This is a genomic window from Acinetobacter sp. ANC 4862 (assembly GCF_004336635.1).
Lineage (GTDB): Bacteria > Pseudomonadota > Gammaproteobacteria > Pseudomonadales > Moraxellaceae > Acinetobacter.
This window is the reverse complement of record NZ_SJXH01000002.1, coordinates 19,953-32,501: the sequence shown is the minus strand read 5'-3', so window position 1 is coordinate 32,501 and position 12,549 is coordinate 19,953. Positions and strand designations below refer to the sequence as shown.

Sequence of the window (12,549 nt, the reverse complement as noted above, 5' to 3'; positions counted from 1 at the left end):
AAGATAAAATATTGCGATAAAAAGCACAGAATATTTGTAATTAGTTATTGATTTTATAAAAGATGTTGTTTTTACAGCTTAGTCTTTTTTTTGGAGATGTTGGGTTGATTTTAGAGCACATTTATAGACATGAGGTATTGAGCTGCATTATAGATCTCAAGATACTACTTATAAAATGTGATCTTTATCATAAAAAATCAATATTATTTAAATTTGTACAAATGTTTGTTGTAGTGGGTATATGGATGGGATGCAAATCGTTGTTTAGTAAATCATTCATCTATAGAGAGTGCTACATGAAACTTTAAAGTTTTTTAAAATGAATAGGGTTAATGCTATGATAGGCAGGAATCGTAGCGGAGCGATGACTCAGGTGCAAATTTCACACAAGACTTTTCGAAACATCGGATTAATAGGACGTCCAGATAAATCCTCCGTTGTTGAAACTTTAAGTCTCATTCATGATCATCTTTTAAGTTTAGGGCTTCATCCTGTTTTTGATTCTCAAACAGCAGAACTAGTTCCTTATCCCAATACGCAAACCGTCAGTCGTGCTTTACTGGGTGAAGTGGTTGATTTGGTGATTGTGGTCGGTGGCGATGGCTCTTTATTGCATGCTGCACGCGCACTGGTAAAACACAATACGCCTGTGATTGGTGTGAACCGTGGTCGTTTGGGCTTTTTAACCGATATTAAGCCGACCGAAGTTATATTCAAGCTTGACCAAGTGCTCAAAGGTCAGTTTCAGTTGGATCGCCGTTTCTTGCTGGAAATGGAAATTCGTTCCAAAGGTGAAAGTATTTATGATGCCATTGCGCTGAATGATGTGGTTTTACATTCTGGCAGGTCGGTTCATATGATTGACTTCGAACTGAATATTGATGGTCAATATGTCTATCGTCAGCATAGTGATGGTCTGATTGTCTCTACACCGACTGGTTCTACAGCATATGCTTTGTCGGGTGGTGGACCGATTGTCCATCCAAGTATGGATGCCATTTCTTTGGTACCGATGCATCCACATACCTTGTCTTCACGTCCTATTGTGGTCGGTGGGCAAAGTGAAATTAAGATTATGATTCGTGAAAATCGCGTGTTACCCATGGTCAGTGCTGATGGTCAACATAGCGTTTCACTCAATGTTGGGGATAGTTTACATATCCGTAAACATCCATTTAAATTGAATTTACTTCATCCGCCAGGGTATGACTTCTATATGGCATGCCGTACCAAACTTGGTTGGAATCAAGATTTTGACTCTTTACAACAGCAGGATTAAATGATGAATATTGAACAAATGCTGGCCGTACTCGATCCTGAAATTGTTTCGCGTTTAAAGACAGCAGTGGAAATTGGTAAATGGCCAAATGGCGTAGCGCTCAGCAAAGAGCAGCGTCAAACCTGTATGCAGGCAGTTTATGCTTGGGAAATGAAAAATTTGCCTGAAACTGAACGTAGTGGCTATATTGACCGCGGAACCAAAGAAGAAGATGAACACTGCGATTCACATGACCCGCAGCAAGACGAAGAGTTTAAGCCAATTCGTTTCGTCTAATGATGGGTTGTTTTGAGTAGTTAAACTTTAAATAAAAGTTGATTATGGCTACACGGAAAAGCCATTCGCAACTGTTCGAGGCAGGACTATATTAATATAGTCCTGTTTTTGCGAGAGACATGATACTCGGTGGTATTTGCCGAGTTTTGCGAATGGTAAAAGTTTTCTTGCGTAACAGTGTTACTCATTTTTAAAAAGTAACACAACGAGCTCCCAATATTCGATTATGAGCGTTAAGACTCCGCAGAGCCTGACCCTTTAATCTATTAAATAACTTTTCGGTTTGCCCAAAGCTCTTTGGCCTTTAACATTGTCTCATCATAAGAATCACAAGCGCCCATGGTATATAAAGCAATCCCCATGGTTTCAGTTACTGCAATTTCACCATATTCATGACTTTGCTTGCCTTCCCAAACTGCTTTAAAAACCGCTAAATCCAGTTCTTCCTCAATCGGGCTACGGTTTTCAGTCAATTTAGGTAATTCGTGCTCGTACAGCTCGCCATTTTTAATGCCACAAATTAAAGTTTTAGCATCAGGATTACGTTCAAATTCCCCACCTTCACCTTTAATCACAGCACTGTTTTTATAACCCAATTTAAAAGCCGCTTGCTGGTGTGAAGTTCGATAGGCAGGATGGAAGATCGCTTGCACCGTTGCTTTGGCATTGAAGGGATTAATTAAACGGGCTAGGGTATGAATCGGTGAACGTAAGCCCATCACGTTACGTAAGGCAATCAAGTCACTTAAGATGGGTGAAATCACTTCTAAAGGAATATAGGCAAAATTGCGTTGTTGTAATTGTTGTTTCACATCTGTGTCATTTTGGCAAATAGCGTAACCTAGGTATTCTAATACCTGTTCAGTATAAAGACGGTTAATGGTATGACCCGATGCGCCATGCATGACAATTTTATAACCCTGTTGTGCCAAAGTCAGTGCTGCCAATAAAAACCATGGATAATGCTTACGTTTACCTGCATACGATGACCAATCTAAATCGACATCTAAGGTTTTAAAATTGAGTTGGTCACGGGTGGCTTGTACAAAACCGGCCAGTTCATCTACAGATTCTTCTTTAACACGTAATAGCATTAAGAAAGCACCCAGCTGAACATCCAGCACTTCATCTTTCAAGATCATGCTAAAGGCTTGATAGGCTTCATCATAACTGAGCGAACGTGCACCATTTTTTCCTTTACCTACAATACGGACATATTGTGCAAAAGGATGTTCAAAATCTTTGTAGATGTTTCTTTTGGTTTGCATAAGGCTAACTTTTTAATGGGCAAGTAAAATAAGTATGCGGATATTTTATAAAGTTGATAGAAATATTTCAGCTTAATTCCAATAAAACTTGATGGGTCGAATCTAGACTAATGTCTAATAAGAAATAGGCGATTATTTAGTCTTATTAACAAATAAACGAGAATAAATGCTAAAAAATTAGGTAAAATTTAATCTATGGTAAATTTTCGTTGCATTGCAATCTCCTGATCTAACGATTTTGAATTTGGAAAAGTTCAGAATATCGTGATTTTTAATCACATTCATAATACGTATTATTGTTCAGTATTGAAGGAATTCAATGCCTTGGCGCTCTTTTGCTTGGCAAAAGGGTTTTGGGCTGTTTATTTTTTGAAAATAGACAAAAACTGAATATTTCTTATTTATAAATATATCGTGAAGTAATGTCATGGCTAAAAAACCAATTTATAAGTCACTCTATTTTCAAGTGATTGTTGCCATTATTGCGGGTATCCTCGTTGGTCATTTTTCACCAAGTGGAACGCAAATAATCAATGGTGCAGAACAACATGTTCCAGGCTTAGGTGAACAACTTAAACCTTTAGGTGATGCTTTTATTCGTTTGATTAAAATGATCATCGCGCCAGTAATCTTCTGTACTGTCGTTAGTGGTATTGCTGGTATGGAAAGCATGAAATCAGTGGGTAAAACTGGTGGTGTTGCTTTACTTTACTTTGAAATAGTTTCAACGATTGCCTTACTGATCGGTTTACTTGTAATTAATATTGCAAAACCAGGTGTAGGCATGAACATTGATCCTGCATCTTTAGATACCTCAGGTATTTCTAAATATGTAGAATCAGGTCAATCGCAATCGACCGTCGATTTCCTGATGAATATCATCCCGAATACGGTGGTGGGTGCATTTGCTGAAGGTGAAATTCTACAAGTACTGCTTTTCGCTATTCTGTTCGGTTTTGCGCTGCATAAACTTGGTGATGCCGGTAAACCAGTATTGAAACTGGTCGACCAAATTGCCCATGTATTCTTTAATATCGTAAACATGATTATGAAGTTGGCGCCGATCGGTGCGTTTGGTGCGATGGCATTTACCATTGGTAAATACGGTATTGGTTCACTGGCGCAGTTGGCACAGTTAATCATCTGTTTCTACCTTACCTGTCTGCTGTTTATTTTCCTTGTTTTAGGGACGATTGCACGTATCACAGGCTTTAGCATCATGAAAATGATTCGCCTGATTCGTGAAGAGCTGTTGATTGTACTGGGTACTTCATCTTCAGAATCAGTATTGCCACGTATGTTGAAAAAACTTGAACTTGCGGGTGCGGAAAAGTCAGTGGTGGGTCTGGTCATTCCAACAGGTTATTCATTTAATCTGGATGGTACGTCTATTTACCTGACCATGGCAGCAATCTTTATTGCCCAAGCAACCAATACACCGTTGGATATTGAACATCAAATTACATTACTTGTGGTGTTGTTGATTTCTTCTAAAGGTGCAGCGGGTGTAACGGGTTCTGGCTTTATTGTCATGGCTGCGACATTGTCAGCAGTGGGTCATATTCCAGTGGCAGGTCTGGCATTGATTCTGGGTATTGACCGTTTCATGTCAGAAGCGCGTGCATTGACTAACTTGGTGGGTAACTCATTGGCAACTTTGGTGGTTGCAAAATGGGTTGGTCAACTAGACAAAGACAAGCTTGATTATGCATTAGCAAATCCAGCTGAAATTGATAGCCTGATGGAAGAAGAAGTTAAGCCGCATGCTTAATTCTCTTTGACCTTAAAAAGGAAGCTTCGGCTTCCTTTTTTATTGACCCAAAAGTCATGAAATATGATGCCTGTAGAACATGACAGATTTCTATAAAATGAATAGGATGGGGTAGGAATAAATACAACAACCAGATACAAGGACGCTATATGTTGGCTTATGATGCTGATTTAGAACTGTTTCGCGATAACTTTAGACGCTTTTTGAATGAGCATGTTGCACCGCATTATGAACAGTGGGAGCAAGAAGGCATTATGCCGCGTTCGATCTGGAATGCATTGGGCGAAAATGGTTTCTTGTGTGTCGATGTGCCCGAAGAATATGGCGGTTATGGGGTTCCAACCCATTACTCACTCATGCTGGTTGAAGAGTCTGCGCGCGCAGGATTTAGTGCATTATCCACCGGTATTTCATGCCATTCTGAAATTGCAGCGCCGTATATTTTGCATATTGGGACTGAAGAGCAAAAACAATACTGGTTGCCGAAAATGGTTTCTGGTGAGGTGGTCGGTGCCATTGGGATGACTGAACCGGGGGCAGGTTCAGATTTACAGGCTATGCGTACTAATGCGATTTTGCAGGATGATCACTACCTGTTAAATGGTTCTAAAACCTTTATTTCAAATGGTCAACATGCCGATTTGGTGGTGCTGGCAGCCAAAACTGATCCGCAAGCACGTGCAAAAGGCGTATCTTTATTGCTACTGGATACGCATTTAGAAGGCTTTAAAAAGGGTAGCAACCTGAACAAAATTGGTTTGCATTCACAAGATACCTCTGAATTATTCTTCGATAATATTAAAGTACCGAAGGATCAATTACTGGGTCAGCCGGGTCAAGGCTTCGCCTATTTAATGCAAGAGTTACCACGTGAACGTACTGCGATTGCATCAACAGCCATTGGTGCGATTCGCGGTTCAATTGATGTCACGATTGCTTATGTAAAAGAACGTCAAGCTTTTGGTCAGCCGATTAGCCAATTTCAGAATACCCGTTTTGTTTTGGCACAAGCGAAAATTGATGAACTGGCAACAGCCGCGTTTTATAACCAAAATGTCGAACTGTATATGCAGGGTAAACTTGATGTAGAAACTGCTGCGGCATTAAAAAGTTTCAGTACAGATATGCAAATGAAAATTGCCGATAACTTATTACAACTGTTTGGCGGGTATGGCTATATGACCGAATATCCAATTTCACGTTTCTTTGTGGATGCCCGTATTCAACGAATATATGGTGGTACCAATGAAATTATGAAAGAAATTGTGGCACGCAGTATATTGGGACGCTAATCCTTAAAATAAAAAAGAGCCATTAGGCTCTTTTTTATTGACTCAAGACCATCAGGCTTTCTTCAATAAAGGCGGGTAAATCGTCAGGTGAACGTGAAGATATATACAGATTATTATCATTCACGACTCCTACGTCGTAATACACTGCGCCAGCATTGATCAGATCAGTGGCGAAAGTTTTAAGCGTAGTCATTAATCGCCCTTTCACTACTTTTGCGCTAATCAGTAGCTGGGGATTGTGACAAATACTCATAATGGGCTTTTTTGCATTGGCAAATTTACGTATAAAATTGACAAAACGAGCATCATTACACAGGTGGTCAGGGGAATGACCACCGGGAATGAGTAAGGCATCAAAATCATGCACTGAAACTTCATCAATACTTTGGTCGATGGTCACTGCAGATTTCCGCTTTTTACCATAGACAATATTACCTGCTCTATTTTCAATATTCAAAATACTATGACGTGCGGCACGAAAGGCCTGTACGGGTTCTGAGTATTCCAAATCTTCAAAATCATGAGTCACTAAAACGGCGATTCTTTTTGACATTATTATTCTCTGAATTGCTTTATTAAAAGACTATAAATTAAACATTAAAGTTTTGTGATGGAGTTTGGTAAATGGCTATTGCAAAAGAGAAAGCCCTGAAAATAGGGCTTTAGGGATAGGTTTTAGTGTTGTAATGAGTTGAGTCTAAGCGATATTTTTTTGTTATTCCCTTTGTCGAAGTTCAGTCTGTAGGATTTTTCCGACTGTTGACTTTGGTAACCCATTCAATATCTCAATGAATTTGGGAACTTTATAGGCAGTCAGGTTTTCTTTGCAGTGTTTTATCATGTGATCGCTTGAAAGGTTTGGGTTACTGGACGTAATGAAGGCTTTGAGGGATTCTTCAGTGTGTTCATCCGGTATGCCAATGACTGCAGCCTCAATGACATCAGGATGTTCTGCCAGAATAGCTTCAATTTCATTGGGATAAATTTGGCAATATCACCGGTATGTAACTAACCATCAACATTCGATTTTTTATGTTGGTCCTGACATTGATCTTTTAACATCGAGTAAACAGGTGTTTTCGCAATGCTCAAATCTGTTCAATGAATTTGATGCCATACAAAAAAATCAATCGATAATCTTTGCTGAATAAGACCTGAAAAATATGAGCTTATTTGCAAATATCGATAAATCCATACCACTAAATGACATAAAATTTGCAGGGCTGATCCAGATTTAACGACCTACGCTTATAGCTCAATTTTGAGCAAATGGGCAAAAAGTCATCAATTTTAAATATTCATGACAAAAACATGAGGAATAAAATTGCTGATTAAATCAACTGTATGTTTTTAAGACTGAATCAATCAAAGTCTTATTGCGTAACATTTGAAAGCTAACTATTGTTATACTGTTTGCATAATGTTTTCGAAGGGCGACATAACAATGATCCACGACGATCAAAACACCAAGACTTCTCTTGACCTTGCTCAAATTCGTGAGGATATTGACTCTGTAGATCAGCAGATTCAACAACTTATCAATCGTCGAGCGAAATTGGCAGAAGCAGTGGCAAAAGCAAAATTTGCTTCTGAAGAGAATCCGATGTTTTACCGTCCTGAACGTGAAGCACAAGTTTTACGTAATGTTATGCAGCGTAATGAAGGACCGTTATCTGATGTGACCATGGCGCGTTTATTCCGCGAAATCATGTCGGCTTGTCTGGCACTAGAAGCCCCACAAAGTATTGCATTCCTGGGGCCTGTCGGCACGTATACCCATTCAGCAGTACTGAAACATTTTGGTCAGGATGCGATTGTCCGCCCACTTCCAACCATTGATGAAGTGTTCCGTGAAGTCGAAGCGGGCAGTGCGCATTATGGTTTGGTGCCGGTTGAAAACTCATCTGAAGGTGTAGTGAACCATACTTTAGACTGTTTCAAGTCTTCGCACTTAAACGTGATTGGCGAAGTTGAACTGCGTATCCATCATCAATTTTTAGTGTCATCGAATACCCGTAAAGACAGCATCAAACAGATTTATGCACATCAACAAACTCTGGCACAATGCCGTGGCTGGTTAGATGCACATTATCCGGGTGTTGAACGTGTTGCCTTAAGTTCAAATGCAGAAGCTGCCCGCCGTATTCGCAATGAATGGCATTCAGCAGCAATCGCCTCTGATGTCGCTGCAAGTATTTATGACCTGGAAATTCTACACGGCAACATCGAAGATAACCCGGAAAATACCACGCGTTTCTTGGTGATTGGCCGTGAAAAAGTGCCACCAAGTGGTAATGACAAAACTTCATTGCTGATTTCTGCACATGACCGTGCCGGTGCCTTACTGGAAATTCTGGCACCCTTCGCAAAACACAACATTAGTCTAACCAGTATTGAAACTCGTCCTGCATTGCCTGAAAAATGGGCCTATGTTTTCTTCATTGACCTGGAAGGCCATGTTGAGCAAGAAAATGTCAAAGCAGCAATTGAAGAAATTCGTCCTTTGGTGAAAGAAGTTCGAGTGTTGGGTTCTTACCCGATTGCAGTATTGTAAATCTTATCCATCAAAGCAGTGGTCAATTTTAAAGTGAGGTTGACCACGTTTATCACTTGAAATAACTGGAAGAGTAACATGTCGTTTGTCCCTGCCAATGAAGGCATCTCAAAGTTAAAGCCTTATCAACCAGGTAAACCTATTAGTGAACTTGAGCGTGAGTTAGGGATTACTGATATCGTCAAATTGGCCTCGAATGAAAATCCGTTGGGTTGTTCTGAAAAGGTGAAGCAAGCCGTGGCTGCTGAACTGGCAGAAATTGGACGCTATCCAGACGGTGGCGGTTTTATTTTAAAAGACCAGATTCAGACACAATTTGGCGTGACTGCTGACCGGATTACTTTGGGTAATGGTTCAAACGACTTGCTTGAAATGTTTGCCCGTGCATTCGTTTCAGAAAAAGATTCTGTGGTATATAGCCAGCATGCATTTGCCGTATATGCTTTGGTGACTCAAGCGATTAATGCAGAAGCGATTGAAGTGCCTGCAAAAGGCTTTGCTCATGACCTGAATGCCATGGCAGCGGCGATTAAAGACAATACCAAACTGATTTTTATTGCCAATCCAAACAACCCAACCGGAACTTGGTTTGAAGAAGCTGAATTTGAAGCTTTCATGCAAAAAGTACCGGCCAATGTGATTGTGGTTCTGGATGAAGCTTATGTGGAATATTTCCCGGAAAACTTCAACAGTTTGAAATTCCTTGAGCAATATCCAAACATCATTGTCAGCCGTACCTTGTCTAAATGTTATGGCTTGGCTGCACTTCGTGTAGGTTTTGCCTTGGCATCAGCTGAAGTGACTGATTACTTGAACCGTATTCGTCAGCCATTTAATGTGAATCATCTTGCAATGGTCGCAGCTGTAGCCGCATTGAAAGATGAAGACTTTATTGAACAATCGCGTATTGTCAATAAAGCGGGCATGAAGCAGCTTGAACAAGGTTTTGCTGCTCTTGGTCTGGATTATGTACCTTCACGTGCCAACTTTATTTTGGTCGATGTTCAGGCTGACCCTGCACAGACGTTCAATGCATTATTGAAAGAAGGTGTGATTGTCCGTCCAGTTGGTATTGCAAATCACCTGCGTGTATCAATTGGTACTGAAGCTGAAAATGCCAAGTTCCTGACAGCACTTGCCAAAGTCCTTGATTTAGCAAATAGTGCTGTAGAGGAAAAAGCCTAAGCCATGTCTCAGCCACTGTTTGAAAAAGTTGCCTTTATTGGACTTGGGCTGATTGGCTCAAGTCTGGCTCGTGTGATCATTGCTGAAAATCTGGCAAAGCAGATCGTTGCTTCGACCCGTTCGCAAAAAACGCTGGATGATGCAAAAGCGCTTGGACTGATTCAGGAAGGCTATAGCAACCCTGTCGATGCAGTACAAGATGCGGATCTGGTTGTTTTGGCTTTGCCTGTGCGTGCAACGCAAAAAGTGCTGGAAACCATCAAACCTTATTTGTCAGAGAAAACCATTATTACCGATGTGGGAAGTACCAAGGGCAATGTGGTTGAGGCTGCAAAGGCGGTGTATGGTGAAAATCTACCCGAAGGTTTTGTACCGGGTCATCCGATTGCAGGTGCAGAACATACCGGTGTGCATGCAGGTAAGGTCGATTTATTTGCCAACCATAAAGTCATTTTGACACCGCTACCTACGAGTAGTGACTGGGCAGTGGATAAACTGATTCAACTGTGGCAAGCGGCCAAAGCGGAAGTGATTTGCATGGATGTGGACAAGCATGATGAAGTGCTGGCACATACCAGCCATCTTCCGCATTTGATGGCCTTTAACCTGGTTGAGCAACTGGCAAACCGTGAAGATAATCTGGATATTTTCCGTTATGCTGCTGGTGGATTTCGAGATTTTTCGCGCATTGCAGCCAGTGATCCACAAATGTGGCATGATATCTTTTTTGCCAATAAAAAAGCCATTTTGAATGCCGTGGATGGTTTTGAGCAGCAACTTGCTCAAATTCGGAAGCTGATTGAAAATGAAGATTCCAAAGCATTGATCGGACTGTTGGAGCATGCACAAGCAGCGCGACAACACTTTAATCATATGCTCGCTAAAAAACCTTTGATGGAGAACGATAAAGTGACACAACAATTTACCATTTTGCCAGGTGATAAGACATTTAAAGGTAAATTTACCGTGCCAGGTGACAAATCGGTGTCACATCGCTCCATCATGTTTGGTGCGATTGCTGAAGGTACAACGCACGTGACAGGTTTCTTGGAAGGTGAAGATGCTTTAGCGACGCTTCAGGCATTCCGTGATATGGGCGTTAGCATTGAAGGACCTAAGAATGGTAAAGTGACTATTCATGGTGTGGGGATCAATGGTTTAAAAGCACCGGTAAGTGCCTTATACATGGGTAACTCGGGTACATCCATGCGTTTGCTTTCAGGCATGTTGTCTGCACAAAAATTTGATTCTGTGATGACGGGTGATGCTTCATTGTCTAAACGTCCAATGGAACGTATTGCCAAACCATTACGGGAAATGGGTGCACAGATTCAAACCACAGGTGAACGTGGGACACCGCCAGTTTCAATTACTGGCAGCCAAAACCTTCAAGGTATTCACTACGATTTGCCAATGGCATCGGCTCAGGTGAAATCAGGGATTTTATTGGCGGGTCTTTGGGCAAATGGTGAAACTTCGGTGACTGAACCTGAGCCAACCCGTGACCATACTGAACGTATGCTGCGTGCTTTTGGTTATGAAGTGAAAACTGAAGGTAACCGTATTTCACTGCAAGGTGGCGGTAAATTGGTGGGGACTGAAATTCAGGTGCCATCCGATATTTCATCTGCTGCGTTTTTCATGGTCGGTGCTGCCATTACTGAAGGTTCAGATGTGACCCTGGAAGCGGTCGGGATTAACCCAACCCGTACCGGTGTCATTGAAATCCTGAAACAGATGGGCGCTGATTTGACTGTTGAAAATGAGCGTATTGCCGGTGGTGAGCCAATTGCAGATATTCGTATTCGTGGTACGCGTACCTTAAAAGGCATTCACATGCCAGAAGATCAGGTGCCATTGGCGATTGATGAATTCCCGGCATTGTTTATTGCTGCGGCATGTGCCGAAGGTCAAACCATTTTGACCGGTGCTGCTGAACTTCGTGTGAAAGAGTCTGACCGTATTCAAGTGATGGCAGATGGCTTGCAAACCATGGGCATCGACTGCACACCAACAGATGATGGCATCATTATTGAAGGTAAAGGTAAATCAGGTGACTGGTCTGCAATCTTCAATGGCGGTGAAATTGAATCGCATCATGACCATCGTATTGCGATGAGTTTTAGTATGGCAGGCTTGCGTACTTCGGGCGAAATCAAAATTATCGGTACAGAAACTGTGGCAACCAGTTTCCCGACATTCACTGAACTCGCAAATCAAGCCGGTTTAGCGATTCAAGTGAGTGAGTAATTAGTCTAATTTTGTATATTTGTTGGAAAACAGCCAAGCTTTTGCTTGGCTGTTTTGTTTTTATTGCTTATGCTAAAACCATACAACAAGAATGTGTTTGGATGCACCGATGAGAAAATTACAATTTACTGCAAACTGTGAAAAGCATAATCATGTGTCGCAGCAACCGAATGATTGTCATGTGACTCAGGAATATGTTGCAGATCTCTTGTCTAAAGAATTGGGTCAATACGGTTTTCAGACCTTGTCACAAAGTGGTGATCAGGTTGCTGTAAGTGTAGACAACCAATCTTTACCTTTATCTGTCACTTGCCAGGGGCATGATGCAGAAGGGCATTTAGTTTGCGAGATTACCTCGTACCCGGATGAAGAGCAGGATTGGCTAGATCGTATCACCGAACAAAGTTTATTGAACCAATTGGCTCAAGCGGTTGAAAACACCTTAAAAGAAGATGAATCTTTTAGTGAGTTTAAATGGACGACCAGCTAATCGTAAAATATAGCTATGAATGCGGCTTTTATAAGTCGCATTTTTGTCTCATCTCATTTTTTAATGTGTCATTTCTTCGATTTGCTCATCTTGTAAAAATACTAAAAAGCCCATTCAGTAGAGATATATTTGCTAGAAAAATGAAATTTAAAAAGTAATAAAAAAGACCATCTTCAAGACGGTC

At 41.0% G+C, this 12,549-nt stretch carries 11 protein-coding genes; 8 read left to right on the top strand and 3 right to left on the bottom strand.

The window, feature by feature from the left end; all coding sequences use genetic code 11:
- The first annotated feature begins 337 nt into the window (after positions 1-337).
- Positions 338-1,279, top strand: a complete 942-nt coding sequence (locus E0409_RS01085) for an NAD(+) kinase (protein ID WP_131286738.1) — start codon at positions 338-340, stop codon at positions 1,277-1,279.
- Positions 1,280-1,282: 3 nt separating this feature from the next.
- Positions 1,283-1,555 (top strand): YeaC family protein, encoded by a 273-nt coding sequence (locus tag E0409_RS01080; protein ID WP_131286736.1) that lies wholly within the window; start codon positions 1,283-1,285, stop codon positions 1,553-1,555.
- 266 nt (positions 1,556-1,821) lie between these two features.
- On the opposite strand, the gene E0409_RS01075 is transcribed toward E0409_RS01080, so the two are convergent.
- On the bottom strand, positions 1,822-2,823 hold the full coding sequence (locus E0409_RS01075) for a glycosyl transferase family protein (RefSeq protein ID WP_131286734.1): 1,002 nt from the start codon (positions 2,821-2,823) through the stop codon (positions 1,822-1,824).
- A gap of 427 nt (positions 2,824-3,250) precedes the next feature.
- Here E0409_RS01075 and E0409_RS01070 point away from each other — a divergent pair, with 427 nt between their 5' ends.
- The gene (locus E0409_RS01070) at positions 3,251-4,594 is read left to right on the top strand and encodes a dicarboxylate/amino acid:cation symporter (RefSeq protein WP_131286732.1); all 1,344 of its coding nucleotides are present in this window, start codon (positions 3,251-3,253) and stop codon (positions 4,592-4,594) included.
- Between the two features lie 149 nt (positions 4,595-4,743).
- Complete coding sequence (locus E0409_RS01065; RefSeq protein WP_131286730.1) at positions 4,744-5,886, top strand: acyl-CoA dehydrogenase family protein; 1,143 nt, start codon at positions 4,744-4,746, stop codon at positions 5,884-5,886.
- A 34-nt stretch (positions 5,887-5,920) separates the two neighbouring features.
- Here E0409_RS01065 and E0409_RS01060 read toward each other — a convergent pair whose 3' ends face one another.
- Together E0409_RS01060 and E0409_RS01055 are read right to left on the bottom strand one after the other, a co-directional pair.
- Positions 5,921-6,439 (bottom strand): type 1 glutamine amidotransferase domain-containing protein, encoded by a 519-nt coding sequence (locus E0409_RS01060; RefSeq protein WP_131286728.1) that lies wholly within the window; start codon positions 6,437-6,439, stop codon positions 5,921-5,923.
- A 162-nt stretch (positions 6,440-6,601) separates the two neighbouring features.
- Positions 6,602-6,847: an AMP-binding enzyme gene (locus E0409_RS01055; RefSeq protein WP_502699776.1), complete on the bottom strand. Its 246-nt coding sequence runs from the start codon at positions 6,845-6,847 to the stop codon at positions 6,602-6,604.
- 483 nt (positions 6,848-7,330) lie between these two features.
- Between E0409_RS01055 and pheA the strand changes: the two genes are divergently transcribed.
- The 4 genes from pheA to E0409_RS01035 all read left to right on the top strand — a co-directional run bounded on the left by pheA (position 7,331) and on the right by E0409_RS01035 (position 12,365).
- Complete coding sequence (gene pheA / locus E0409_RS01050; RefSeq protein WP_131286726.1) at positions 7,331-8,440, top strand: prephenate dehydratase; 1,110 nt, start codon at positions 7,331-7,333, stop codon at positions 8,438-8,440.
- A gap of 78 nt (positions 8,441-8,518) precedes the next feature.
- Positions 8,519-9,625, top strand: coding sequence for a histidinol-phosphate transaminase (hisC, locus tag E0409_RS01045; protein ID WP_131286724.1), 1,107 nt, complete (start codon positions 8,519-8,521; stop codon positions 9,623-9,625).
- A gap of 3 nt (positions 9,626-9,628) precedes the next feature.
- Positions 9,629-11,875, top strand: a complete 2,247-nt coding sequence (locus E0409_RS01040) for a bifunctional prephenate dehydrogenase/3-phosphoshikimate 1-carboxyvinyltransferase (RefSeq protein ID WP_131286721.1) — start codon at positions 9,629-9,631, stop codon at positions 11,873-11,875.
- Positions 11,876-11,984: 109 nt separating this feature from the next.
- Positions 11,985-12,365, top strand: a complete 381-nt coding sequence (locus E0409_RS01035) for a hypothetical protein (protein ID WP_131286720.1) — start codon at positions 11,985-11,987, stop codon at positions 12,363-12,365.
- Positions 12,366-12,549 lie beyond the last annotated feature (184 nt).